Genomic DNA, 25256 nt, shown 5'->3' on the forward strand with positions numbered 1-25256 from the left:
CGCACCAAAAACGTAGTGTGATGCATGTACTCCTAGAAGTCCTGCGTTATGCGCTCCATCGAAGAAAAACTGATTCTCGTCGTCGAGGACAATCACGACACCCTCGAGATCGCCACCTTGTTACTCGCAGACTGCGGTTACGTCGTCGTCACCGCCAGGGATGCGCAGGAAGCGCTTGAGCACATTCATCATTATCCAACGATCGCACTCGTATTCACTGACCTGCAGATGCCTGGACTGCTGGATGGATATGGGCTGATCGCCTACCTGCGCGCCGATGGCAACATGGTGCCCGCCATCCTGACCTCCGGGCTGGGCTATTCACCCAAGGGATTGCCGCCCCGCACCAGCTTCCTCAGCAAGCCCTACACGCGCCACAACCTCGTCAGCAATATCGAGGCGTTCGTGGGCCATTGAAGCACTCGATGCGCATGGCCGCACGGTGCGCCGTTTGCACTCACGCCTGCGCGTCGATGATGCGTTCTCCGCGCGCATCCAGTACCTGCTCACCGTCTTCTTTCCAGAACGCATCGGTTGCTGCCGGCAAGATCTCCAGCACCTGTTCCGACGGCCGGCATAGACGCACGCCGCGCTCGGTCTCGACAAACGGACGATTGATCAGAATCGGATGGGCCAGCATCGCGTCGAGCAAAGCCGCATCGCTCAGCCCAGCATCGCCCAATCCCAGCTCCGCATACGGCGTGCCCTTCTGGCGCAATGCATCGCGGACATTCAGACCGGCGCGTGCAATCAGATCGACCAGACGTTCGCGTGTTGGCGGGTGCGCCAGATACTCGACAATCTCAGGCTCGATGCCCACATGCCGAATCAGCGCAAGCACGTTGCGCGAGGTGCCACAGGCTGGGTTGTGATAGATCGTGGCTTTCATGCAAGCGCGCTCCGCAGGTCGTCGTCGTTGGTCGTTGGTCGTTGGTCGATGGCAGCGCCACCAGATCGATGTGTCACTCGGTGGTGTCTGCCGCCGCCGATGCAACCGCGCCGGCTTGCTGCGCCAACCGCGAGGCGGCAGTGCTGTCCTTACGCTCGCTGTAGCGATCGACCAGGTAGTCGCTGCTGTCGCGCGTGAGCAGGGTGAACTTGACCAGTTCTTCCAGCACGTCGACCACGCGGTCGTAATAGGCCGATGGCTTCATCCGTCCGGCGTCGTCGAATTCCTGCCATGCCTTGGCCACCGACGACTGGTTGGGGATGGTGAACATGCGCATCCAGCGCCCGAGCACCCGCAATGCATTCACCGCATTGAAGGACTGCGAGCCACCGCTGACCTGCATGACCGCCAGCGTGCGCCCCTGGGTTGGCCGCACGCTGCCCTGCTGCAGCGGCAGCCAATCGACCTGGTTCTTGAAGACGGCGGTCAGGGTGCCGTGACGCTCAGGGCTGATCCACACCTGACCCTCGGACCAGATCGATGCGCTACGCAACTCCTGCACCTTGGGGTGTTCGGGTGCAACGGCATCGGCCAGCGGTAGATCCACCGGATCGAACACCCGTACCTCGGCACCGAAATGCTGCAGCAAGCGCTCGCACTCGAACGCCAGTTTGCGGCTATAGGACTCCGGGCGCAGCGATCCATACAGGACGAGGATGCGCGGCTTGTGTCGGCTTTGCAGCGACAGCCTGTCCAGATCGGGCGCCTGAGCCAGGCCAAGGTCGAGATGGGGAAGCGCAAGATCGGCTTGCTCGGTCATTTTCATTCTACTATTCTAGAATTATGGAAAATAAAAGTGCAAGCAAAGCCCTGTCCGCCCTGGGCCAGGAAACCCGCCTGCGCGTCTTCCGCCTACTCGTGCAGGCAGGCCGCGGCGGAAAATTGGCCGGCGACATTGCCCAGGAACTCGCACTGCCTGGCGCCACGCTGTCTTTCCACCTCAAGGAGCTCGGCAACGCAGGGCTGATCAGCGCCGAGCAGCGCGGCAGGACCATCTGCTATCGCGCCGATTTCCAGGCCATGAATGCCTTGTTGGCCTATCTCACCGAAAACTGTTGCGCCGGCGATGACGGCTGCGCTGGCGACATGCGCTGCTGAACACCCTGACCGTCACGTTTGAGCTGTCGGCAGCGCCCCGATCGTGTTTCGCTGCCAGCGTGCGAATCGCCACGCCGCAGGCGACGCCCGCACTGAACTGGTCAACCCTGTAGCGCGAAGCGGGGTTGATCGCCAGGTCCATCAACTGCACGCAGCATCCGCCGCGTTGCCAGAGCGCCAGAACGGCCGCTGTGCACCGGCCTGCTCGCCATGCCACATTGTCGTGACGGCGCAATCGCGTTAACGCGCCTGGCTCTCCGGCGGTCCATGCCACTGCGCCCCCACTCAACCCCGCCAATGTCCTATCTGTCGCTCTTTGTGCTTGCCCTCGTCGCGGCCACCCTGCTCCCCGCCCAATCGGAGACGGCGTTGGTTGCGCTGCTGCTGCGCGGCGATTCGCCGGCCGGACTTGTCGCGGCGGCAAGCCTCGGCAATGTGCTGGGCTCGCTGATCAATTGGTGGCTCGGGCGCGAGGCGCTGCGTTTCCAGAGCAAGCGCTGGTTTCCGATCAAGGCCGCGGCCTTGCGACGGGCCCAGACCTGGTATGGCCACTACGGCAAATGGTCACTGCTGCTGAGCTGGATGCCGATCATCGGCGACCCGCTGACGCTGGCGGCCGGCGTCATGCGCGAGCCGCTGCGTGTGTTCCTGCCGTTGGTGGCGATCGCCAAGACCGCGCGTTACGTCGTGCTCACATGGGCAACGCTTAGCATCGTCTAAATATCCAGACAGCCTGCTCGCCGGCGACTACCGCACCGGCGTGAGGGATCTCCTTACTGTCCTAGCTACTTTTACCGATATTCCAATGCGCACTTTTCCTTCACAATCACCGGGCGACGTCGGCTTGACGACGCGATACGCGACAACCATCGGCGTGGCACGCACCCGACCATCGAATCAAGGAGGATCCCCGTTGGGCATGGCGTCAATCCGGCACGTGGGCGACTACCAGCTCACCGCACATATCACCCCGAACGACGGCCGCTTTGCATCCGAGATACTGGTGTCACGGCCTGGCGGTCTTACCCTGTATCGCTACGACTTGCCTGTCGCCGCCTTTGCCGACCGCAGGGCCGCCTACGATTACGCCAGGCAATGGATGGCTGCATGCACCGTGTCTGCCGATGGCCGCCTCTCCAACGACAGCCTGCATGCGTCACACGCTGCCTGAGCCGACGCAACGCACTGTGTGAGCCGCGTCCGTGGCGGATGTCCGGCCACCGCGCGTGGAGAACCGCGCAGGGCTGAGCATGTTCTTGGACGAACCTGCGTGCCAGGCCCCGCTGCAGATGGGTGTTGCTGCCGTTGAGGTCGACGCAAAAACGGTCAGGATCGGCCGTTCAATACACCTGTCACAGATGCCGCTGCGACGGCAGGCTGTTGACCTATGTCGTTGCAGCAAGCGGCAGCATCAACAGGCTTGCGACGATCCAGCGTTCGATTCGCTTCATCGTGCTCGTCCCTGATGAATGGTCAGGTCTGCGCCTCGGAGGCAACCAGCGCTGCGAGGTCGGCGCATAGACGATCGACCGATGCGGCGGTGGTTGCCCACGAGGTCACGAAGCGGATCACCTGGCTGCCATCGGCGCGTCCTTCCCAGCGCTCGAAGTCGTAGCGTTGCGCCAGCTGTGTGGCGCGTTGCGCGCTGACGGCGATGAATTGCTGGTTGGTCGGCGAGTCGCTGGTGAACTCGGCGCCAGCGGCCAGCAATCCCGCGCGCAGGCGCTGCGCCATGCTATTGGCATGCGCGGCCAACGCGAAGAACAGGCCATCCTCGAACAAGGTGGCGAACTGCGCGCCCAACACCATGCCCTTGGCCAGCAGCGCGCCGCGCTGCTTGATCAGATAGCGGAAGTCCGCCTGCAATGCGGGATTGACGATGACCAGAGCTTCGCCGAGCAAAGCGCCATTCTTGGTGCCGCCGATGTAGAACGCATCGGTCAGCGCGGCAATGGTCGGCAGATCCAGATCGTTACCGTCGGCGGTCAGCGCGGCGCCCAGACGTGCGCCATCCAGATACAGCAGCAGCTCGTGCGCGCGGCAGAAGCGCGACAACGCATCGAGTTCGGCACGGGTGTAGATGGTGCCGCTCTCGGTGCTGTTGGAAATGTAGACCAGGCGCGGTTGCACCATGTGCTCGTTGCTGTGCACGTCCAGCAACGGCTGGATCAGCGCCGGCGTCAGCTTGTCGTGCAGCGCAGGCACCGTCAGCACCTTGTGGCCGGTGGCTTCGATCGCGCCGGTTTCGTGCGTGGCGATGTGCCCCGCCTCCACCGCGATCACCGCCTGATGCGGGCGCAGAAACGCGGCGATTGCGATCAGGTTGGTCTGGGTACCGCCGACCAGCAGATGCACCTCGGCCTGCGCTTGCGCGATCGCGGTACGAATCAGTGCGACGGCACGGGCAGTGTGGCGATCGGTGCCGTAGCCGGCATTCTGCTCGGCACTGGCCTGCACCAACGCCTGCAACACACGCGGATGCGCGCCTTCGCTGTAGTCGTTGCGGAAGCTGATGCGCACAGCGTTGCCCTGGCCGTCCATCACAACCCCTTGGCCGCCTGCGCAACCGCACGGAACAGCGCGCGGCCCTTGTTCATGGTTTCCTGCCATTCCAGATCGGGATCGGAGTCATACACCACGCCGCCGCCGGCTTGCACGTACAGATAGCCGTCCTGGATCACCGCGGTGCGGATCGCAATCGCGGTATCGGCATCACCGTGCCAGCCGATATAGCCGACTGCGCCGGAATAGACGTTGCGCTTGACCGGTTCCAGCTCGCGGATGATTTCCAGCGCGCGGATTTTCGGCGCACCGCTGACGGTGCCGGCCGGGAAGGTGGCGCGCAGCACGTCGCTGTAGTTCAGGCCGGCCTTGAGCGTGCCGGTGACTTCGCTGACGATGTGCATCACGTGGCTATAGCGTTCGATCACAAACTGCTCGCCCACCTTGACCGTGCCCGGTTCGGCCACGCGGCCGACATCGTTGCGGCCCAGGTCGATCAACATCACGTGCTCGGCGCGCTCTTTCGGATCGGCCAGCAATTCTTCTTCCAGCGCCTTGTCCAGTTCCGGTGTTGCGCCGCGCGGGCGAGTGCCGGCGATCGGCCGCACGGTGACCACGCCATCGCGCAACCGCGCCAGGATTTCCGGCGATGAGCCGACGACCTGGGTGCCGCCGACATCGAGAAAATACATGTACGGCGAGGGATTGAGCGCGCGCAAGGCGCGGTACACATCCACCGGACGCGCGCGGAACGGCACGCGCAAGCGTTGCGATGGCACCACCTGGAAAATATCGCCGGCGCGCACGTATTCCTGCGCCTTGCGCACCACCGCGTGATATTCCTCGCGGGTAAACGAGGAGCGGAAATCCGATTCGTCGATCGCATCGGAAATCTGCGCCTGCGGATACCCCGCGCCCCCCTGACGCAAGCGATGCGCCAGTTCGTCCAGACGCCGCTTGGCACGCACATAGGCCTGCGGCTGGCGCGGGTCGGCATGCACGATCAGGTACAAACGGCCTTTGAGGTTGTCGAACACCGCCAGCTCTTCGGACAGCATCAGCAGGATGTCCGGCGTGCCCAACTCATCGGGTTTGTCGCCGCTGCCCAGGCGCGGCTCGATGTACTGGATGCATTCGAAGCCGAACCAGCCGACCAGCCCGCCGGTGAAACCGGGCAAGCCATCGAGCTGCGGCACCGAGTGCTCGGCACGCAAGGCGTCGACCTCGGCCAGCGGGTCGGCGACCTCGCGGGTTTCCAGCACTTCGCCATGCTCGCTGATTTCCAGCGTATGCCCGCGGAAGCTGTATACCCGCCGCGCCGGCAGGCCGATGATGGAGTAGCGCCCGAAGCGTTCGCCGCCTTCGACCGATTCGAACAGATAGGTGTAGGCACCGTCGGCGAGCTTCAGATAGACCGATAGCGGCGTGTCCAGGTCGGACAGCACTTCGCGGACAACGGGGATACGGGTGTGGCCTTCAGCGGCCTGGCGCTGGAACTGCTCTGCAGTGATCAAGACGACTTTCCTTCCGGGACTCTGTGACGGGGCGGACGACGGCAACGGGCCACCATCGCCACCAGCGGCGAGCGGAAGAGAACGAGCGTGGAGTCGTCAGGCGGGACACCCAACTACTGTAGCGCAACTGCTGGCGCAGGGCAGCAGGCGCGGGGCCAACGCCGTGCGAATTGCGAAGGTGGGTCGGGCGTTGTCGGGGGCGGTTTCCCGAGGTGACTGGCATCAAACCCGGGCAGCGCGTGCCTGCCGCTGCATACGGTTTGCGCCGCCACTGAGCCATGGCGGCGCGCCAGTGCAGGGCGAGGTCTCCGGAGGCGGCATGCATGTCGGCGGCGGCCCTCACCCCAACCCGGCTCCCGCACGCGGGAGAGGGGCGAGTGCGCAGGCGATCTCGACGTCCCTACGCCGGAGCGCAAGGTTCCGATTCCCCGGTGCGACGCGCTGGCCCCCGGCGTGCAACCTCCCTTCTCACACGTGCGAAGTCCCTTCTCATCCCTTCTCCCACCTGCGAGGTCCCTTCTCACAAATGCAAGATTCCCTTCTCCCGCGTGCGGGGGAAGGTGCCCGCAGGGCGGATGGGGGAGGCATGACCGGCAGGCCAGCCGATCAAGACCGGTGCCCTCCCACAACGGGCCCGGAGGGAACGCGGCCATAGCGGCGCGATGGCCGTTGCTGCGCTTGAGATAAGGCCTGCAGCTGTTCGTATGCCCGGATCCCATCGATCCAGACTAGCGTGCTGATTGATCTCTGTACGCGCCCGCCGACCGGGACGACCAGGCGCAGCGCCGCACACTCGCGCCCGTGCGATTCCCCAATCCCGATTCCCGCATTCAATCCCCAAGCAACGGGCAATCCACGGGCAAATGCATCCGCAACCGCGCCGGCACGCATTCAATGCGGAAATGCAGCGAGGTTTCCGGTTCGCCATCCAGGTTCAAGGTCAGCGGCTGATGGGAGACGATTTCCAGCCACGGCAGCTGCACGCGCACCGCCACGCGTTCCAGCGCGGCCTGCTTGCCGCCGGTGATCAGCGTGCCCAGCGTGGCGGCCACTTCGCCGTCGAGCGCCGGCACGATGGTGACGTCGAGCAGGCCGTCGTCGATCAGCGCTTCCGGGCACAACGCCTGGCCACCGCCGGCCTGACGGCCGTTGCCCAGGCCGAGCGCGATGAACTCGCCTTCCCAGCTGAAATCCGGGCCGCTGAAGCGGGCGCTGATCGGGTCGATCCGGCCCAGCCGCGACATGCCGGTGATCAGGTAGGCCAGGCCGCCGAGCATCTTCTTCAAGCCCTCGTCGGTCTCGACGGTGACCTGGGTGCCGAAGCCGCCACTGGCGACATTGGCGCACCAATGCGGGCCGTGTTCGGCATCGATCCGCAACAGGTCGATGGGGTACCCAGCGCGCTCGGCAATCAGATCCAGCGCATCCAGCGGCGCGATCGGGAGGTTGGCGGCCGTGGCGAAATCGTTGGCGGTCCCCAGCGGCACCAGGCCCAGCGACGGCAGCCCGGCGGCATCGGCGGCGTGATGCGCCAGCGCGGCGGCCACTTCGCTCAGCGTGCCGTCGCCACCGGCGGCGACCACCGTGTGCACGCCATCGGCAACTGCCTCGCCGACATAGCGCTCGGCATCGCCGTCTTCCCAGGTGACCCGCACATCGAGCCGGACACCGCGCTTGCGCAGCGCTCCCACCGCCTCACGCAGGTCCGGATTGTCGGTGGACTTGCCGTTGAGGATCAGACGCCAGTGGGGCGGGGCCATGCGCGCTGCCAATGCTGTGAGGGTGATTGGCGCAGGCTAGCAGCGGGGCGCCAGCTGCATTGTGAATACGCAACGTTGCCGGGCTGTCATTGGCATGTCATCGATGACCGGGAGAGTAGAAGGCCATAGCAGGGACGACGGGCGGAGGCAGGATCAGCCTCCAATTTTCTCGAAGGCCGCTCCCAGTGGAGCGGCCTTCTTCTTGCGTGGTCCTTGCCGGGCGGCGCGGATTGCTCAGGCGCTGGCGGCAAACGCGGCCAGGCGCTCGCCATCGAGCCGGTACACGGTCCAGCCGTCCATCGGACGCGCGCCGGCCGCCTTGTAGAAATCGATGGCCGGCTGATTCCAGTCCAGCACCGACCACTCGAAACGCCCGCAGCCACGCTGCACGGCCAATTGCGCCAGGTGCCGCAACAACGCCAGCCCGGCGCCCTGCCCGCGCGCCTGCGGACGCACGAACAGGTCTTCCAGATACAGGCCGTTGCGGCCGAGCCAGGTCGAGTAATTGAAGAAGTACACCGCAAATCCCACTGCCTGGCTGTCCTGCTCGCAGATCAGCGCGTGCGCGGTGGCGCCGTCGTTGAACAGGCTGGCGCGCAGCGTCTCGGGGCTGGCCTCGACCGCGTCGGGCTCGCGTTCGTACACCGCCAGCGCGGTGATCAGCGCGTGCAGCAGCGGCGCATCGTCGGGCGTGGCGGCGCGGATCCGCAGCGCGGGCGCACTCATCGCACCGCAGCCACCGCTGCACGCATCTGCGCGATCACCTGCGCATAGTCGGGCGCGTTGAAGATCGCCGACCCGGCAACGAAGGTGTCGGCGCCGGCTGCGGCAATCGCGCCGATGTTGTCGGCCTTGACCCCGCCATCGATCTCCAACCGGATCGGCTTGCCCAGGGCGTCGATCTTGCTGCGGATGGCGCGCAGCTTGTCCAGCGCCGAGGGAATGAAGGCCTGCCCGCCGAAACCGGGATTGACCGACATCACCAGCACCAGATCCAGCTCGGGCAGCACCCAGTCCAGGATGTCCACCGGCGTGGCCGGATTGAGCACCAGCCCGGCCTGGCAGCCGTGCGACTTGATCAGCTGGATCGTGCGGTGCACGTGGCGGCTGGCTTCGGGATGGAAGCTGATGAGGGTGGCGCCGGCCTCGGCAAAATCCGGCACGATGCGGTCCACCGGCTCGACCATCAGGTGCACGTCGATCGGCGCGGTGATGCCGTGCTTGCGCAGCGCCTGGCACACCATCGGGCCGATGGTGAGGTTGGGCACGTAGTGGTTGTCCATCACGTCGAAATGCACCCAGTCGGCGCCGGCTTTCAGGACGTTGTTCACTTCTTCGCCCAGACGGGCGAAATCGGCGGACAGGATGGACGGGGCGATCGCCGTCGGTTGCATGGGTAGCTCGTCAAGGAACGGGAACCGCATTGTCGCAGGCACGCAAAGCCAGTGCATCCGTTGCGGCCCGGCCTGCGTATGCACCTGACCGGCGCACCGCGCCATTTTGCGAAGGACACTGCATGAAGACCACCCCGCTCGCCTCCGCTGCACTTGCTTTGCTGGCCCTTGCCCCGTCCGCCTGGGCGCAAACCGGCCCAGCCGACTGGTCCGGTGTCTCGATCGGCGCCACGGTCGGCGGTGCCGATGTCAGCGGCGTCTCCGGTGGGCGCTTCGGCTTCGACACCGATCTGGACGGCCGCGACGGCGACCAGGTCAGCACCGCCACCGGTGCCAACGCATTTTCGCCCGGGTTCTGCGGCGGCGCGGCGGCCGGAAGCAGGCCGGCCAGCGGCTGCAGCAAGGACAAGGGCGGCGCCGAATACGGCGCGCGGCTGGGTTATGACTGGCAGGCCGGCAACTGGGTCTATGGCGTGGTGGCCGAGTACACCCGCAACGACCTGCGCGACAGCGTCAGCGCCTTCAGCACGACGCCGGCGTTCTATACCTTCACCCGCCAGCTCAACCGCACCGCCGCGCTGCGCGGCCGGATCGGCTATGCGTTCGGCGCGCAAGGCGACTTCCTGGCTTATTTCACCGCCGGCGTGGCACGTGGCGAGTTCGACCACAGCTTCTCCAGCAGCAACACCGCCAACAGCTTCACCGGCAGCGGCGGCGACAGCGCCGACGGTTATCAGGCCGGCCTCGGTCTGCAGCGGCGTTTGAGCGACAACGTCTCGGTGGGCGTGGAATACCTGTTCACCCGCCTGCAGGACGAAGACACCCGCGTGCGCGTGGGGCCGGGCACCGCACCGGCGACCAACCCGTTCCTGCGCGTCAATCCGGCCGGCACCGATCTGCGTCGCACCGACACCGACTTTTCGTCGAATGCAGTGCGTCTGACTGCGACGTATCGCTTCTGAGTCTTGATGCCTGAGTGACCAAGACGCCTGACCGGTGACCCGGCCAGGCGTCTTGGTGCTGGCGCCGACTCCGATCCTGCCGCAGATCGCCATATCCCCTGGCGCCGCCACCGGATGCGCGGCACGCCATCAGCGTTTGCGCAAGCGCTGAATCCGGTCGTAGGCGGCGTTGATCTGGCTGGCTTTCTTCTCGGCCTGGCGACGCGCTTCCGGCTCGGCGTTGGCCACCTTGTCCGGGTGGTAGCGCGACATCAGCCGGCGATAGGCCAGGTCGATCTCGGCGGTGGTGGCGTCCGGCTCCAGCCCCAACGCTTCGTAAGGGTTCTCGGCGCGGCGCTTGAACCAGCCGGCGTCCACCGCATGGCCGATCGCCAGGCCAATCAGCAGGCCCATCACCGGTGCCCCGCGAAACAGCAAGGCGCCGGCCAGTGCGCCGAGCAGTTTTCCGTACCAGGACATGGGCAATCGGGGCGGGAGGCGGGCTGGCGATCTTACCCGAACCTCCACCCGGCCTGGCTGACACGCCCTGCACGGCGCCCGCCCGGCGGCGGCCAATAAATCCTGCGGGCCGCAACGAAGCGCCGTACACTACGCGGCCCGCTGCCCACCCGCGGGCCCGCCGGGTCCCGGGGACAGCGTCATTGCGACGTCCTTAGGAGTGCCTGTGTCGACCACGCTGTTGCAATCCGATCTACCCGGCCTGCCGTTGCGTCACCGTGGCAAGGTGCGCGATGTCTTCGACATTCCCCGCGACCGCCTGCCCGCCGATGCGCCGCCCGGCGATTATCTGTTGATGGTGGCGACCGACCGCCTGTCCGCGTTCGACGTGGTGCTGCCCGACCCGATCCCCGGCAAGGGCGAGATGCTCTGCCAGGTCTCCAACTTCTGGTTCCACAAGACCGAACACCTGATGCCCAACCATCTGGTGAACATCACGGTGGAACAGGTGCTGCCCGAGGGCGTGGACCCGGCCTTGTACGCCAGGCGCGCAGTGGTCACCCGCAAGCTCAAGCCGGTACCGGTGGAAGCCATCGCACGTGGCTATCTGATCGGCAGCGGTTGGAAGGACTACCAGCGCACCGGCAAGGTCAGCGGCATCGAGTTGCCCGACGGCCTGCGCCAGGCCGAGAAACTGCCCGAGCCGATCTTTACCCCCTCGACCAAGGCCGCCGTTGGCGACCATGACGAAAACATCGACTTCGACGCGATGGTCAAGACCGTCGGCGCGGAACTGGCCGAGCGCGTGCGCGATGCGACCTTGCGCATCTACCGCTTCGCCGCGGACTTTGCCGCCGAACGCGGCATTTTGCTGGCCGACACCAAGTTCGAATTCGGCACCGACGCCGATGGCCGGCTGTACATCATGGACGAGATGCTGACCCCGGACTCGTCGCGTTACTGGCCGGCCGACCAGTACGAGCTCGGCACCAGCCCGCCCAGCTACGACAAGCAGTTCGTGCGCGATTATCTGGAAACCCTGGACTGGGGCAAGACCGCCCCCGGCCCGCAGCTGCCGGCCGAAGTGATCGACCGCACCCGCGCCAAATATGCCGAAGCGCTGCAGCGGCTGGCGGGCATTTCGGTTGATTGATGGGTTGGCGCCCCCTCTGTCGGGGGCTTCGAATCGCACTGACGCCGCCATGACTTGAGCGCCGACATACTCGGCGCGGCCTGGACCGAATCCAAGATGCGGCCGGAACCAGCTGGCAGCCGTGCGTGAAAGTTTATAACGTCCGGCCGCGTGTACTGGCGTATAAACCACTCCATCAGGCTCGCCGCGATGGCGCGCCTCTTTTCCAACGAGGTCGCAATGGCTCCGTCACGTCTACTTTTCGGCGACTCGCGCGCGTTCCGCAGCGCCATGCTTTCCAGTTCATTGCTCGCACTGAGCGCCTGCAGTGCCGGCGAATCTGCCGCACCTGCCGCCGCGCCAGCCGCGCCAGCCGCGCCTACGGCATCAGCTGCAACCCCAGCACCTGCAAGCCCTGCGATAAACAACACACTTACCTCGCTGATACAAGCCAGCGGCGTCAAGTGCACCGATACAAAGACGGCGAGAGGCTGCACTGCAGGCAATGTCGATAGCGGTGATTTTTACGACGTAGAGCTTTCGCCCGATTGTGGCGATGGGGGTTTCTTCGCTGGCGTTGCACAAGCCAAAGGGGTGGATGCACTGAATACCGTGCCCACGACAGGCAGCAGCGCGACGGCAAACGCCAACCTGGCACAGGGCCAGCTCGTCTGCGTCCAGGCGATCGGCCGCGCAGGACAGAACCCACTTTATTATTACGTCGTGGCAATTCCCGCAGACAGCGTTGCAAAGTGCAAGAATAATGCGCTGTGCAAGACGTATGGCGATAGGCCGATCAAGCGCATAAAGCCCGCAAGTGGTGATGCCTGCCATGTAGCAGCACCAGGGCAGTATGTTGGCAGTTGCGCGCAGGGATGGGTCAGCGCGGATGCACTCGACGTATTTTCAAACGGACTGTAAGTCAGCTATTACGCATCAGGTTCGACCAACCACTCAGCAAAGGAACAGCTCATGTCGGATCCAAAAATCACCCGCGTGGTCAGTAGCGTAGGCACGACGCGTACGCTGGAAATGGATGACGGCAGCGTCATCACGCGCTCCGGCGGCACCGTCTCGTGGCGTAACAACAATCCCGGCAACCTCAAATTCGAATTCGCCGGAAGTGCCGATACGACCGTCCATAACCCACGTACCCGCGAGCAGGCGCTCGACGCCGCGCAGAATCGCTATCAGGGCGTGGTCGGGCTGGATCAATGGGGCAACGCCGTCTTTGAAAGCTACGAAGCCGGCCGCGCTGCCAAAATCCAGCTACTGGAGCGTCGCTTCGCCGAAAAGACCGTCGAAGAGATGCTGCCAAGTTATTCAACCGCTGATTACAGTGGCCGCACCCATCACAAGGAGCAGGCCGCCGCGATCTTTGCCGAGGGCGATCGACACGGCGTGGATCTGCGCGAAAAAACCGTCGGACAGATGAGCGTACGCGAACGCGAGGTGCTCGCGGATGGAATTCGGCGTTTCGAGGGCTGGCGCGCGGGCGAGGTAACGACCACCCAGCAACCTTCGCACACGCCATCAGCGGCACAGGCCCAGACGCCGTCATCCACGACGCCCGTCGGAACCACACCTGCGGCCAATCAAGTGGCAGCCGCCGCCACCGGCGCTGCTGTCTACAACGAGGCGTATCAGCATTTCCTGAGCGAAGGTCGGAGGTACGAGTACGGTCGTCCCGACCATCCGCGCCCGGGCCGCGACAGCAGCCGGCTGGAGCGTGACGCAGACGGCGACGGACGGTTGGGGGTGGATTGCTCCGCCTTCGTCTGGCGTGGGCTGAAGAACGCCGGATACGATGTGCCCGGCGAAAACGCTGCCGGCTTCACGACCGCCAAACTGTTCAACGGTGCCAACACCACCGCATATGCACGCGAACATTTCGATGTTACTTCGGCTGCAGAAGCACGCAAACCGAATGGAACCCTGCACCAGGGCGACATCCTGATGTTCTCGTCATCGCAGGGCCAGCATGTCGGCATCTTCAAGGGTTACGACGCCCAAGGGAATATCCAGTTCATCGGCTCGCAAGGCAGCACGGGACCTGCCGAGGTCACGATTACTCCCGGCGGCTATTGGGACGGCGGCGGGACGCGCATCGTCGGCGCACTGACTCCGAAACCCGAGTTCCAGGTGCGCGCACCGTTGCATGGCACGACCGAGCCAACTGCAGCACGCGCTCACACACCCGCTAGTGCGTCACCAGTTCACCCGTCCTCGAACGAAACCGCCTCCCATCACCTGATGAAGCACGGAACTCGCGGAGGCGAAGTGCAGTCGCTGCAGCAGGACCTCAACCGTCTCGGCGTGCGCGATGCACAGGGCAACCGGCTGGCCGAGGATGGCCGCTTCGGTGACAACACGCGCGAGGCAGTGCTTGCGTTCCAGAAGCAGCACGGGCTGCAGGCCGATGGCGTGGTGGGTCGCAATACGCAGGCGGCATTGTCCGCGCTTCCGGCGCAGACCCAGAGCAGAGCAGGCGAAGCACCGGTCGCGGCGCCAAAGGGCCCGTCGCTGAACGATGCCTCGCATCCGGACCATGCGCTGCATAACGCGATCCGCAGCAAGCTGCCAAGCATGATTTCCAGCGATACCGCTGCCAACGTGACCTTGCAGGCAAAGCAGAACGGAATCGACAGCGCCGACAAGCTGCAGAGCGTCACCGTGCAGGACGGCAAGGCGTTCGTGATGGGGACCACGCCGGGTTTCCGCGCGGCGGTGGATCTGAATCAGCCTGCCCCGACGCTGGAACAGACCAGCGCGCAATTGCTGGCCGGCCAGTCGCAACAGCAACAGGTACACGACGAGCAGCAGAAGGTCGCCATCGGCGGCCGCTGAGTTCAGCGACGTGCGACGCAGCCGGCCAGATTGTCTGGCCGGCTTTTTTGTACCCGCGCATCGCTAGGCAGATGGGGAGCACACGCGCAATGCGGTCTTCGTCGATCGGCGCGCGTGCGCAATGAGCGCCAGCCTCTCCACATACCGCAGTGCGGCGCATCGCGTGCCGACGCAACGTCTTGCGCGTGATAGCGGGTTGCGCAACGGCGGGGGCATGGTGTCCAGCGTGTAACGCAGCATCCGCATCTCTGCGATGCATTCCACAGCCCGAAGTGGCCGGGCGCACAGAATCAAACACATCCGTAAATTTTACTTATTGCACGACCACCGACTGTGCAAGCGTGTCTGCCGGGACTTCGGAACGGCCAACAAAACGTAGCGAGCAGTCGTCAGGTGGGGGCGGACGGCACGCCCGGAATCGGAGTGCACCAGGGGCACATGCAGACTCCGCGCATCGGTCGCGCATGCCTGGCGGATGTGCAGTCGTTTGGTTAATCGCTCTGAAGTTGCCACTCGCGATCTGCTGCGACCTTCGTCGCCGCCGGTCTTTGCATTGCACGTTTTCTGGAGAGAGTCGTCATGCAATTCCACGTCTTGGGCGCGGCGATCTGCTGCGCGCTATCAGTCTGTGCTGTCGCCAATGCTGCGGATCTTTCCGCAGAGGCAGCCGTTTCGCGTGCGCAATCGTTGTTGGGAAATAACGCGGCAGCGCTGGCCAATCGTGCGTCGGCCGATGCCTTCATCGCGCGCGACAGCATCGTCGATGCCGATGGCACCGAACATGTCCGTTTCGATCGTACCTATCAGGGCCTGCCGGTGATCGGCGGCGATGTGGTGGTGCATTCGCGGCGCGGGGTGATGCGGCAGCTGAGCCAGACCATGGACACCAGCGTGCGTCCGAACCTGCTGCCGGGCATCGATGCCGACACTGCACTGCGTGTGGCCGGTGCGCAGTTCGATGTGGCGCCCGATGCCGCGCCGCGTGCCAGCCTGGCACTGTATGCACGGCAGGGCGCACCGCGGCTGGTCTATGACGTGATCTACAGCGGCATCAAACCCGATCAAACGCCAACCGAGATGCATTACATCGTCGATGCGGTCAATCAACGCATTCTCGAATCCTGGGATACCGTGCATACGGTCTGCAGCGGCGGTACCAGCGCCGCCGGCAGCGGGCGTTCGCTGTATGCCGGCAACGTTGCCTTGTCCGCAACGCGCTGCAGCAGCGGCTATGAATTGACCGATATGAGCCGCGGCGGCGGTGCCACCTACACCATGCGCAACGGCACCTCCGGCAGCGGCACGCTGGTCACCGATGCCGACAATGCCTGGGGCAACGGTGCCAACAGCGATGCGGTCACCGTGGCGGTGGATGCGCATTACGGCGTGGCGCTGACCTGGGACTATTTCCGCACGACGCATGCGCGCAGCGGCATCGCCAACGACGGGGCGGGTGCGCGTAGCCGCGTGCATTACGGCAACGGCTACAACAATGCCTTCTGGCAGGACAGCTGCTTCTGCATGACGTTCGGCGATGGCGACGGCAGCATGTTCACGCCCTTGGTGCCGGTGGATGTGGCCGGGCATGAGATGACCCATGGCGTGACCAGCCGGACCGCACGCCTGGTGTACTCGGGCGAGTCCGGTGGTTTGAACGAAGCCACCTCCGACATCATGGGTGCGATGGTGGAGTACTCCGCCAACAACAGCGCGCAGCCGGGCAATTATCTGATCGGCGAGAAGATCGTGCCCGGCAACAGCACCGGTACGCTGGCGTTGCGCTACATGTTCAAGCCCAGCCTGGACGGCGATTCGCCGGACTGCTACAGCAGCAGCCTGGGCTCGCTCAACGTGCACTACAGCTCGGGCGTTGCCAACCATTTCTACTATCTGCTCGCCGAGGGTGCGGTGGTGCCGAGCGGTTTCGGTGCCGGCACCAGCTGGAACGTGACCCCGGCCGGGCTGGTGTGCAACGGCAATACCGCGTTGAGCGCGATCGGCCGGGCCGCAGCCAGCCGTATCTGGTACCGCGCCCTGACGGTCTACATGACGTCCTCGACCAACTACGCGGCCGCACGTCGGGCCACCTTGAGTGCTGCCACCGACCTGTATGGCAGTACCTCCACGCAGTACCGCGCGGTGGCTGCGGCGTGGAGCGCGGTGTCTGTCAACTAAGAGCGGCTAACAAAACGACTTCGCGTCAGCCTACTGCAGGCCGGCTATCTGCGGCTTGGCTGCAGGGCCCTTGCCCGCCCAGCGTCGCGGGACACGCTGCAAGTACGTCCTTGTAAGCTCTTACGCGGCATCCATGCCGCGTAAGGTCCCACGACGCTGGACGGGCAAGGACCAGTCGAGAGTGTCGGTGTGCATGGCTTTAAAAAAGCCACCGACTAACTCTCTGGTGCGGTGTCCTCGCCGCTTGCGGGACCGTGTGGCGGCATGGATGCCGCCACCGAGCCTCCAGGGATGGATTCACGGCGTGTCCCGCCAGCGGTGAGGGCACCGCGCATTCGACCCACTCAGTGTTTGATCTGGACTTCTGACTGCATCCACCAAGATACGACCGACAAACCACTGCACTCACTGACAGGCGCTCGCTCGCCAGGTTTTGTTAGCTGCTCTAAGGTGTTGCCGGCCCTTGCCGCGCGATCGACGCGTGGCAAGGGCCCGGCTGTCACTGCGGCCGTCCGCGCGCGTATGCTTGGGTCATTCCTGGGAGGGAACATGACCGACAGCATCACCACCGCGCGCCCGATCGAGCGCTATTTCGCCAGTTATTCCGACGATCATCAAAACGCCACCAACCAGCAGATCCATGTCCTGGCGGTGCCGGCGATCCTGTGGTCGGTGGTGGCCTTGCTGTGGTGCATTCCGGTCGGCGGCACCTGGTTCAATAGCGGGGTATGGGCGGCGCTGGCGATGTTCGCAGCGTGGTGCTACTACAACCGACTGTCGCGCCCACTGGGGCTGGGCATGTTGGCGATGTTCTTTTTCTTCGGCTGCCTGTGCCGGTTGATCGAGCACAAGGTCGGGCTGGGTGGCGTCTTCACGCTGGGGGCGGCGGTATTCGTGCTGGCGTGGATCGCACAATTCGTCGGCCACAAGATCGAGGGCCGCAAGCCGAGCTTTCTGACCGACCTGACCTACCTGTTGATCGGCCCGATCTGGGTGCTGGCCAAGCTGTATCGTCAGTTGGGTTGGCGCTACTGAGTGCAATTGGCCAGCAACGGCCAGTCAGGCAAGTCGCCTGGCACGTGGTACTGACAGGCTCCTTCCAAGCGTCGCTCGCATCCGGAGCTCTCAATGCGCAGGGCCCTGGTTAAAACGGCGGCCAATCGACGTCGATCATCGAGCACTCGACGCCTGACGTTTCACCCCCGACAAACCGTAGGCGTGCTCACCGCGCCTCACTCACCGATGCCGAGTTCTTCCGGTAACGGACGGAACGCGCGCGGCGCATAACCAAAATCGCGGCGTGCCGGCTCCAGGTCGAACACCAGGTCATCGCGCATGCGCTGCAACGCGGCCGCATTCATCCCGCCCAGGCGCCCCAGCCGCTGCGCAGCGCTGACGGCAAGTCCAAACAGGCCTGGCGGCACCTGATACAACCGCGCCGGTCGTGGCAACGCCGCCAGCACGCGTTCCACCATCTGCGTATAGGCCAGCACTTCGCCACCGCCGACGGCGTAACTGCGCTGCTGCGTCGCCGGCTGGGCCAGCACCGCCAATGCGGCGCTGGCCAGATCGTCCACATGCACCGGCTGCCGCAGGCCAGTGGCGTTGGCCGGCAGCACGAAGGCGCCCGTGCGTTGGGCCAGCCCGGCGATCTGGGTGAGCGTGCGGTCGCGCCCGGCACCATAGACCAGGGTCGGACGCAGCACCGTCGCGGTCGCGCCACGCGCCTGGGCTGCGGAAAACAGCGTTTGTTCGGCATGTGCGAGCCGCTGGGCCACATCGCGCTCGGCTGCGTCGGTCGAATGTTCCTTGACGTCCACGCTGGTTGAACCGAACGCCACAATGCGCGGAGCGCGCACCGGATTTTCGGCGTACCAGCGGGCGAAGTGATCCAGCGGGCCGCAGCTGAAGATCACCTCGCATGCCTCGCCCGTTGCGGCTGGCGCGGTCAGATCGCCTTGCCGCCAGATCAACCCGGAACGCGCGGCACGCGGCTGGCGCGACCATGCCGTCACCTGCCAGCCGCGACTCAGCAGGCGCGTCAGCAGGCGTTCGCCGATCTGCCCACTGCCGCCAAAAACCAGGGCGCGTGGCGCAGATACAGCAGTGGACGGATCAGGATGGGGAACAGTCACGGGGCACGGATGCAGTCTGGATGGACGCAGCATACCGAGTGCGACGCCGGGGCGCGAAGCCGCCGCTGCAGCCATTTGCTCACGTCGGTAGCGGCGACGTTGACACGGACGTCAGTCAACGGTTTGTTAAGCTCTCTGGCCTGCTCGCGAATCTTGTGTTCCCTGCATGCCTTTCTCGCTGGAAATCCTGCTCGCGCTGCCATTTGCAATGGCGGCCGCCATTGCGCTGCGCTGGCGCACAGCTCGTTCGATCACTGCGTGGTTGGCTGCGGCCGCGCCGTTGGCCGGCTTGGTCATTCTGGCGATGCTCACACCGGCAGTGATGCGCGGTGAGGTGATCCGCAGCGAGCATGCGTGGTTGCCGCAGATCGGCTTGATGTTCTCGCTGCGACTCGATGGCTTGGCGTGGATGTTTGCATTGCTCGTGCTGGGCATCGGTGCGTTGGTGGTGATGTATGCGCATTACTACCTGGGCGCACGCGACAGCGCCTCGCGCTTCTTTGCCTACCTCATGCTGTTCATGGGCGCGATGCTTGGCATGGTGCTGTCGGGCAATCTGCTGTTGCTGATGGTGTTCTGGGAGCTCACCAGCATCAGTTCGTTCCTGTTGATCGGCTTCTGGTCGCATCGCAAGGATGCGCGCGAAGGCGCCCGCATGGCATTCGTGCTGACCGCTGGCGGCGGCCTGGCCTTGCTGGGCGGCGTGCTGATGATCGGCCGCATCGTGGGCAGCTTTCAGCTGGATGCGGTGCTGGCCGCCGGCGATCTCATCCGCGCCAGCCCACTGTATCCGTATGCCCTGAGCCTGGTATTGCTGGGCATCTTTACCAAGAGCGCACAGTTTCCGTTCCATTTCTGGCTGCCGCACGCGATGGCTGCGCCCACGCCGGTGTCGGCATATCTGCATTCGGCCACGATGGTGAAGGCCGGCGTGTTCCTGCTGGCGCGCCTGCATCCGGCATTGGCCGGCACCGATTTCTTCTTCTACACCGTCACCAGCATCGGGGCGATCACCTTGTTGCTGGGCGCCTGGCACGCGATCTTCCAGCATGATCTCAAAGGCGTGCTGGCCTACTCCACCATCTCGCATCTAGGCCTGATCACGATGTTGTTCGGGCTGTCCACGCCGATGGCGGTGGTGGCCGGTGTGTTCCATATCCTCAACCACGCAGTGTTCAAGGCCTCGCTGTTCATGGCCGCCGGCATCATCGACCACGAGACCGGCACGCGCGACATGCGCAAGCTCGGCAACCTGCGTCGTTTGATGCCGATGACCAGTGCGTTGGCGATCATCGCCTCGCTGGCAATGGCCGGTATTCCGCTGCTCAACGGCTTCCTGTCCAAGGAAATGTTCTTCGCCGTGGCATTGGAAACCGACGCACCGCAGACGATGCGGGTGCTGGCCAGCATTGCCGCGTTGCTGGCCGGCCTGCTCGGGGTGGCCTATAGCCTGCGTTTCGTGCACGACACCTTCTTCGGCGAGGGTCCACGCGATCTGGACACCACGCCGCACGAACCGCCGCGCTGGATGAAGATCCCGGTGGAAGTGCTGGTACTGATGTGCGTGGCAGTCGGCATCGTGCCGGCATGGACGATTGCGCCGGTGCTACGCGCCGGTGCAAGCGCCATCCTCGGCGAGCGCTTGCCCGACTATAGCCTGGCGCTGTGGCATGGCTTCAACTGGCCGCTGGCCATGAGCATCGCCGGCATGGTGGGCGGCACGCTGTTGTACATGACGCTGCGCCGCACCTTGGATATGTACGCGATCCAGAACCGCTCGCCAGGCAAGGCGCTGTTCCACTGGAACCTGCGCGCGCTGTTCGCTGCAACCGCGCGCATGACCGATGCCGTCACCAACGGCAATCTGCAACGCATGCTGATGTTGCTGGTGCTCAGTGCCGTGGTCGTCGCACTGGTGCCGTTTGTGCAAGGCGGCGTCCTGCCGGCCTGGCCTGCGCCCACTCCGATGCCGCTGCTGGGCTGGATTGTGTGGTTGCTGATGATCGCCTGCGCACTGGGCAGCCTGTTTCTGTACAAGCAGCGTCTGCTGGCAGTGCTGGTGCTGGGCGGCACCGGCCTGGCGGTCAGCATGACCTTCGTGTTCCTGTCGGCGCCGGATCTTGCATTGACCCAGCTGTTGGTGGAGATGGTGACGTTGGTGCTGATGCTGCTGGCGATGAATTACCTGCCGGAGCGCTCGCTGCCCGAGCCTGCACGGCTGCGCAAGATGCGCGATGCCACCATCGCCGTGATTGGCGGCGCCGGGCTTGCCGCATTGACCTATACGTTGATGACCCAGCCCAGCCACACCGTGGCCGGCGAGCTGCTGCAACGTGCGCTGCCGGAAGCCTACGGGCGCAACGTGGTCAACGTGATCCTGGTGGATTTCCGCGGCTTCGATACCTTTGGCGAGATCACCGTGTTCGCGATCGCCGGGCTGGTGGTGCATGCACTGCTGCGACGCTCGCGCATGGCGCCGGAGCGCACCATGCCCGGCCCGCCGATCAAGTTGCCGGTGCCGGCCGATCTGGCGCAGATCATGTTCCCGCTGACGTTGACGGTGTCGCTGTTCCTCTTTCTGCGTGGCCACAACGCGCCCGGTGGCGGCTTCATCGCCGGCCTGGTGCTGGCGGTGCCGTTGCTGATGCAGTACGTGATCCAGGGCACCGCCTCGGTGGAATCGCGCTTCGGCTTCGACTACATCCGCCTGATCGGCATCGGCCTGCTGTGCGCGCTGGTCAGTGGCGCCGGGTCGCTGCTGTTCGGCCTGCCGTTCTTGACCAGCGGGCATCTGGAAATTCCGCTGCCGCTGCTGGGCGAGCTGGAACTGGCCAGCGCGCTGGGCTTCGATATCGGCGTGTATCTCGTGGTGTTCGGTGCGGCGATGCTGATGCTGTCGATGATGGGCACGATCAAACCCTCGCGTACGCGCAGCTCGCAGCGCGGCGAGATCGACCCCACCCAACGTTCGACACGCACTGCGGAGCAGTATTGATGGAATTGGCAGTGGCAAGCGCGGTCGGCGTCCTCACCGCATTGGCGATCTACCTGTTGCTGCGCGCACGCAGCTTCGATGTGATCCTGGGGATGACCTTCCTGTCCTACGCGACCAACCTGCTGATCTTCGCCGGCGGACGGCTGCGTAGCGGACAGGCGCCGGTGCTGCGCGAGGGCACACCGGTCGATCTGATGCACTACACCGACCCGTTACCGCAGGCGCTGGTGCTGACCGCGATCGTGATCGCCTTCGCGATGACCGCAGTGAGCCTGGTGCTGGCGATCCGCAGCCGCAGCGACAACGGCAGCGATCACGTGGATGCGCATGAAGATGCCGCCACCGGGGTGGATACGCGCGAGGCGCGGCGATGAATCATCTGCTGATCCTGCCGATCCTGATTCCGATGCTGGGCGCGTCGGCATCGTTGTTCGTCGAACACCGCCGCTATGGCCCGCGCGTGCAGCGCAGCGTGGCGTGGGTGAGCATGCTGCTGCTGGCGTGGGCGGTGATTGCACTGTTTGCGCGTGCGGCCGAAGGCACGGTGCTGGTGTATCTGCTCGGCGACTGGCCGGCGCGCATCGGCATCGTGCTGATGGGCGACCGCCTGTCGGCGTGGATGCTGTTGACCACCTTGATCCTGGGCGCGGCCTGCCTGCTGCATGCATGCGCAGGCTGGGACCGACGCGCGCCCCACTTCCACGCCCTGTTCCAGTTCCAGTTGATGGGCTTGAACGGTGCATTTCTGACCGGCGACATCTTCAACCTGTTCGTGTTCTTCGAAGTGATGCTGATCGCCTCCTACGGCCTGCTGCTCAGCGGCGGGCGTGGGCTGCAGATGCGCGTGGGCCTGCATTACGTGGTGTTCAACGTGTGTGCGTCGACCTTGTTCTTGATCGCACTGGGCCTGCTGTTCGGCGTGTTCGGCACCTTGAACATGGCCGAGCTGTCGCAACGCATCGCCGCATTGCCGGCCCAGGACGTCCCGCTGGCCAAGGCCAGCCTGGGCCTGTTGCTGCTGGTGTTCTGCAGCAAGGCCGCGTTGCTGCCGCTGTATCTGTGGTTGCCGGAAACCTACTCGCGCGCGCCGGCAGCGGTGGCGGCGTTGTTTGCGATCATGACCAAGGTGGGGCTGTACGCGACACTGCGGGTGTCCGCGCTCTGGTTCGGCGCCGGTGCCGGCGCGCTGCAGGGCTTCGGTCGCCACGCGCTGCTGTGGCTGGGCATCGCCACGCTGTTGATGGCCGCGTTCGGGGTGATGGCCGCATCGCGGCTACGGGTGATGGTGTCGTATCTGGTGGTGTTTTCGGCGGCGACCTTGTTCATCGCCTTCTCGCTGGACGATGCCGGCGCGTTGGGCGCTGGCCTGTATTACCTGCCGCATAGCAGTTTCGTGGCCGCCGCCTTGTTCATGGTGTCGGACCTGATCCGGCGTCGACGCGGCAGCGCCAGCGATCGCAAGGAAGTGGTCGCGCCATTGCCGCGCCGTGGGGTGCCCGGCGCGATGTTCATGGTCGCTGCGGTCGCCGTCGCCGGCCTGCCGCCGTTGTCCGGCTTCCTGGCCAAGGCCGCGTTGTTGCAGCACGTGCCCGAAGGGTTGGTCGGGCCGGTGTGGGGCGCCATCCTCGGCAGCAGCCTGCTGGTGGTGATCGGCCTGACCCGAGCCGGCGTGCGCTTGTTCTGGCGCGTGCCCGAGGCGGTGCAGGATGTCCCCGAGCTGCAACCGCAACGTCGTGGCCGCATGCGGCCGGTGGAAACCGCCGCAACGCTGCTGTTGCTCAGTGGCCTGGTGGCGATGACGGTGGGCGCAGGACCGTTGATGCACTACACCGATGCGGCCGGTGCCCAGCTGCGCGATCCCGCTGCGTATGTGGATCAGGTGCGCGCCACCACGCCGCAACGGAGGCAGCCATGAGCGCCCGCATGCCACTGCGACGCCGGCTATTGCCCTCGCCCTCGTTGAGCGTGACGGTGTTTATCTTCTGGCTGCTGCTCAGCGACAGCTTCGGGCCGCAGCAGTGGGTGCTGGGCGCGCTGCTGGGCGTGGTGGTGCCGATCTTCGCCGCACGGCTGGACCGCGAGTTCGCACGCATCGGCTCGCTGCGTTCGGTGCCGCGCATGTTGCTGGTGGCCGCCGGCGATATCGTGCGCTCCAACATCAAGGTGGCCGGCCAGGTGCTCGGCCCGGAGTCGCGCATCCATCCCGGTTTCATCTGGGTGCCGCTGGATATCGCCAACATCCACGGTATCGCCGCGCTGACCAGCATGATCACGCTCACGCCCGGCACGGTGTCGGCAGCGCTGTCCGATGACCGCAAATTTCTATTGGTGCACGTGCTGCACCTGGACGATCCGGATGCCCTGATCGCCGAGATCAAGGCCCGCTACGAGAAGCCCCTGATGGAGATCTTTCCATGACCGGCCACATGTTCATCGAATCGACCATCGTCCTCTGCATGCACGCGGTGGGCCTGGCGATGTTGCTGGCGCTGTGGCGCTTGCTGCGCGGCCCGACGGTGCCAGATCGCATCCTGGCGCTGGACACGCTGTCCATCACCGCCATCGCCGAACTGATGCTGCTGGGCATGTACCTGGATTCGCCGATCTACTTCGAGGCGGCACTGGTGATTGCGATGCTGGGCTTCGGCAGCACCGTGGTGCTCAGTAAATTCGTGTTGCGTCGGGACATCGTCGAATGATCGCCCTGACCGAGTATCTGCTCAGCGCGCTGCTGCTGGTCGGCACCTTCTTCATATTGATCGGCGCGTTCGGGCTGGTGAAATTCTCCGATTTCTTCAAGCGCTTGCACGCACCGACCAAGGCCAGCACGTTGGGCGTGGGCTGCGTGCTGCTGGCCTCGGTCGGTTATCACCTGTTTCTCGGCGTGGACCCGCAGCCACGCGAATTGCTGATTACCGTGTTCCTGTTCATCACCGCGCCGATCAGTGCGCATTTGATGGCCAAGGCTGCTTTGTCGTTGATGATGGAAAACCGCCCGGAAGTCCCCAACCATGGCGAGATGAAGGAAGAAGGCTTGCCCACGCCGCAGACGCAAGGCGATGTCGGCGAAAACGAAGAAACCGCCAAGCAGCATGCCGAGCCGGATACCGATCGGCGTTGATGTGGTCCGCTGCGTGGAAGCCCGGCGCCATTCATCGGACGCTAGCGCGCTCCTGGGCGCGCCGCGGCTCCGGTCGAGAGGCTCTGCATGCAGCCCGCATCGCGGTGAGATGCCGCTTTCGGTGCCAGCACTGCGGTGCCGACGTCCCCCCGATTTTGAGTAGCACGCCAGTTTGGAGTCCAATTCCCTACCCCGAAGGAGATTGGACGTGAAGAAACGTTTTACTGACGAGCA

At 64.9% G+C, this 25256-nt stretch carries 25 protein-coding genes and 1 other RNA gene; 16 read left to right on the forward strand and 10 right to left on the reverse strand.

Annotation, left to right across the window (positions count from 1 at the left end):
• Positions 1-48: 48 nt before the first annotated feature.
• On the forward strand, positions 49-417 hold the full coding sequence (locus GGR61_RS13850; RefSeq protein WP_184622035.1) for a response regulator: 369 nt from the start codon (positions 49-51) through the stop codon (positions 415-417).
• A 40-nt stretch (positions 418-457) separates the two neighbouring features.
• Here GGR61_RS13850 and arsC read toward each other — a convergent pair whose 3' ends face one another.
• Both arsC and arsH read right to left on the reverse strand, forming a co-directional pair.
• Positions 458-889, reverse strand: coding sequence for an arsenate reductase (glutaredoxin) (arsC, locus tag GGR61_RS13855; protein WP_184622037.1), 432 nt, complete (start codon positions 887-889; stop codon positions 458-460).
• A gap of 73 nt (positions 890-962) precedes the next feature.
• A complete protein-coding gene (gene arsH / locus GGR61_RS13860) occupies positions 963-1709 on the reverse strand; it encodes an arsenical resistance protein ArsH (RefSeq protein ID WP_184622084.1) in 747 nt (248 codons plus the stop codon).
• A gap of 23 nt (positions 1710-1732) precedes the next feature.
• Between arsH and GGR61_RS13865 the strand changes: the two genes are divergently transcribed.
• From GGR61_RS13865 to GGR61_RS13875, 3 genes are all read left to right on the forward strand, one after another.
• A complete protein-coding gene (locus tag GGR61_RS13865) occupies positions 1733-2047 on the forward strand; it encodes a metalloregulator ArsR/SmtB family transcription factor (RefSeq protein WP_184622039.1) in 315 nt (104 codons plus the stop codon).
• Positions 2048-2344: 297 nt separating this feature from the next.
• The gene (locus GGR61_RS13870) at positions 2345-2767 is read left to right on the forward strand and encodes a YqaA family protein (protein ID WP_184407843.1); all 423 of its coding nucleotides are present in this window, start codon (positions 2345-2347) and stop codon (positions 2765-2767) included.
• Between the two features lie 199 nt (positions 2768-2966).
• Positions 2967-3218, forward strand: coding sequence for a hypothetical protein (locus tag GGR61_RS13875; protein WP_184407844.1), 252 nt, complete (start codon positions 2967-2969; stop codon positions 3216-3218).
• A gap of 302 nt (positions 3219-3520) precedes the next feature.
• Here the strand turns inward: GGR61_RS13875 and GGR61_RS13880 are convergent, their stop codons facing one another.
• The 5 genes from GGR61_RS13880 to rpe all read right to left on the reverse strand — a co-directional run bounded on the left by GGR61_RS13880 (position 3521) and on the right by rpe (position 9217).
• Complete coding sequence (locus GGR61_RS13880; RefSeq protein ID WP_184622041.1) at positions 3521-4588, reverse strand: aminotransferase class I/II-fold pyridoxal phosphate-dependent enzyme; 1068 nt, start codon at positions 4586-4588, stop codon at positions 3521-3523.
• Positions 4588-6063, reverse strand: coding sequence for an anthranilate synthase component I (gene trpE, locus GGR61_RS13885; protein ID WP_184407846.1), 1476 nt, complete (start codon positions 6061-6063; stop codon positions 4588-4590). Before trpE ends, GGR61_RS13880 begins: the two co-directional genes overlap by 1 nt.
• A gap of 830 nt (positions 6064-6893) precedes the next feature.
• Positions 6894-7823, reverse strand: a complete 930-nt coding sequence (yegS, locus tag GGR61_RS13890) for a lipid kinase YegS (RefSeq protein ID WP_184622043.1) — start codon at positions 7821-7823, stop codon at positions 6894-6896.
• A 234-nt stretch (positions 7824-8057) separates the two neighbouring features.
• Positions 8058-8549, reverse strand: coding sequence for a GNAT family N-acetyltransferase (locus GGR61_RS13895; RefSeq protein ID WP_184622045.1), 492 nt, complete (start codon positions 8547-8549; stop codon positions 8058-8060).
• Positions 8546-9217, reverse strand: a complete 672-nt coding sequence (gene rpe, locus GGR61_RS13900) for a ribulose-phosphate 3-epimerase (RefSeq protein WP_184407849.1) — start codon at positions 9215-9217, stop codon at positions 8546-8548. Before rpe ends, GGR61_RS13895 begins: the two co-directional genes overlap by 4 nt.
• A gap of 122 nt (positions 9218-9339) precedes the next feature.
• Between rpe and GGR61_RS13905 the strand changes: the two genes are divergently transcribed.
• Entirely contained in the window at positions 9340-10179 is an 840-nt protein-coding gene (locus GGR61_RS13905; protein WP_184622047.1) for an outer membrane beta-barrel protein, read from the forward strand.
• A gap of 129 nt (positions 10180-10308) precedes the next feature.
• Here GGR61_RS13905 and GGR61_RS13910 read toward each other — a convergent pair whose 3' ends face one another.
• Positions 10309-10638 (reverse strand): DnaJ domain-containing protein, encoded by a 330-nt coding sequence (locus GGR61_RS13910; protein ID WP_184407851.1) that lies wholly within the window; start codon positions 10636-10638, stop codon positions 10309-10311.
• 205 nt (positions 10639-10843) lie between these two features.
• On the opposite strand from GGR61_RS13910, the gene GGR61_RS13915 reads away from it, so the two are divergent.
• The 3 genes from GGR61_RS13915 to GGR61_RS13925 all read left to right on the forward strand — a co-directional run bounded on the left by GGR61_RS13915 (position 10844) and on the right by GGR61_RS13925 (position 14596).
• Entirely contained in the window at positions 10844-11770 is a 927-nt protein-coding gene (locus GGR61_RS13915; RefSeq protein ID WP_184622049.1) for a phosphoribosylaminoimidazolesuccinocarboxamide synthase, read from the forward strand.
• Positions 11771-12040: 270 nt separating this feature from the next.
• Complete coding sequence (locus tag GGR61_RS13920) at positions 12041-12670, forward strand: hypothetical protein (RefSeq protein WP_260287878.1); 630 nt, start codon at positions 12041-12043, stop codon at positions 12668-12670.
• Between the two features lie 51 nt (positions 12671-12721).
• Positions 12722-14596, forward strand: a complete 1875-nt coding sequence (locus tag GGR61_RS13925; RefSeq protein WP_184622060.1) for a peptidoglycan-binding protein — start codon at positions 12722-12724, stop codon at positions 14594-14596.
• A 363-nt stretch (positions 14597-14959) separates the two neighbouring features.
• Here GGR61_RS13925 and GGR61_RS13930 read toward each other — a convergent pair.
• Positions 14960-15036, reverse strand: a non-coding RNA gene (locus GGR61_RS13930) — sX9 sRNA.
• Positions 15037-15175: 139 nt separating this feature from the next.
• Here GGR61_RS13930 and GGR61_RS13935 point away from each other — a divergent pair.
• Positions 15176-16771, forward strand: coding sequence for a M4 family metallopeptidase (locus GGR61_RS13935; protein ID WP_184622062.1), 1596 nt, complete (start codon positions 15176-15178; stop codon positions 16769-16771).
• 549 nt (positions 16772-17320) lie between these two features.
• Positions 17321-17806: an Mpo1-like protein gene (locus GGR61_RS13940; protein ID WP_184407857.1), complete on the forward strand. Its 486-nt coding sequence runs from the start codon at positions 17321-17323 to the stop codon at positions 17804-17806.
• A 197-nt stretch (positions 17807-18003) separates the two neighbouring features.
• On the opposite strand, the gene GGR61_RS13945 is transcribed toward GGR61_RS13940, so the two are convergent.
• On the reverse strand, positions 18004-18906 hold the full coding sequence (locus GGR61_RS13945) for an NAD-dependent epimerase/dehydratase family protein (protein ID WP_184407858.1): 903 nt from the start codon (positions 18904-18906) through the stop codon (positions 18004-18006).
• 166 nt (positions 18907-19072) lie between these two features.
• Here GGR61_RS13945 and GGR61_RS13950 point away from each other — a divergent pair, with 166 nt between their 5' ends.
• Genes GGR61_RS13950 through GGR61_RS13975 form a run of 6 tightly spaced genes read left to right on the forward strand, consistent with a single transcriptional unit; the run spans position 19073 to position 25022 of the window.
• Positions 19073-21901, forward strand: a complete 2829-nt coding sequence (locus GGR61_RS13950; protein ID WP_184622064.1) for a monovalent cation/H+ antiporter subunit A — start codon at positions 19073-19075, stop codon at positions 21899-21901.
• Positions 21901-22275, forward strand: a complete 375-nt coding sequence (locus GGR61_RS13955) for a Na+/H+ antiporter subunit C (protein ID WP_184407860.1) — start codon at positions 21901-21903, stop codon at positions 22273-22275. Before GGR61_RS13950 ends, GGR61_RS13955 begins: the two co-directional genes overlap by 1 nt.
• Positions 22272-23816 (forward strand): monovalent cation/H+ antiporter subunit D, encoded by a 1545-nt coding sequence (locus GGR61_RS13960; protein ID WP_184622066.1) that lies wholly within the window; start codon positions 22272-22274, stop codon positions 23814-23816. Before GGR61_RS13955 ends, GGR61_RS13960 begins: the two co-directional genes overlap by 4 nt.
• Positions 23813-24319: a Na+/H+ antiporter subunit E gene (locus tag GGR61_RS13965; RefSeq protein WP_184407862.1), complete on the forward strand. Its 507-nt coding sequence runs from the start codon at positions 23813-23815 to the stop codon at positions 24317-24319. Before GGR61_RS13960 ends, GGR61_RS13965 begins: the two co-directional genes overlap by 4 nt.
• Positions 24316-24600 (forward strand): K+/H+ antiporter subunit F, encoded by a 285-nt coding sequence (locus GGR61_RS13970; RefSeq protein WP_184407863.1) that lies wholly within the window; start codon positions 24316-24318, stop codon positions 24598-24600. The genes GGR61_RS13965 and GGR61_RS13970 overlap by 4 nt, the downstream gene beginning before the upstream one ends.
• Positions 24597-25022 (forward strand): Na+/H+ antiporter subunit G, encoded by a 426-nt coding sequence (locus GGR61_RS13975; RefSeq protein ID WP_184407864.1) that lies wholly within the window; start codon positions 24597-24599, stop codon positions 25020-25022. Before GGR61_RS13970 ends, GGR61_RS13975 begins: the two co-directional genes overlap by 4 nt.
• Positions 25023-25256 lie beyond the last annotated feature (234 nt).

The sequence above is a fragment of the Xanthomonas sp. 3058 genome, assembly GCF_014199765.1.
Taxonomy (GTDB): Bacteria; Pseudomonadota; Gammaproteobacteria; order Xanthomonadales; family Xanthomonadaceae; genus Xanthomonas; species Xanthomonas campestris_B.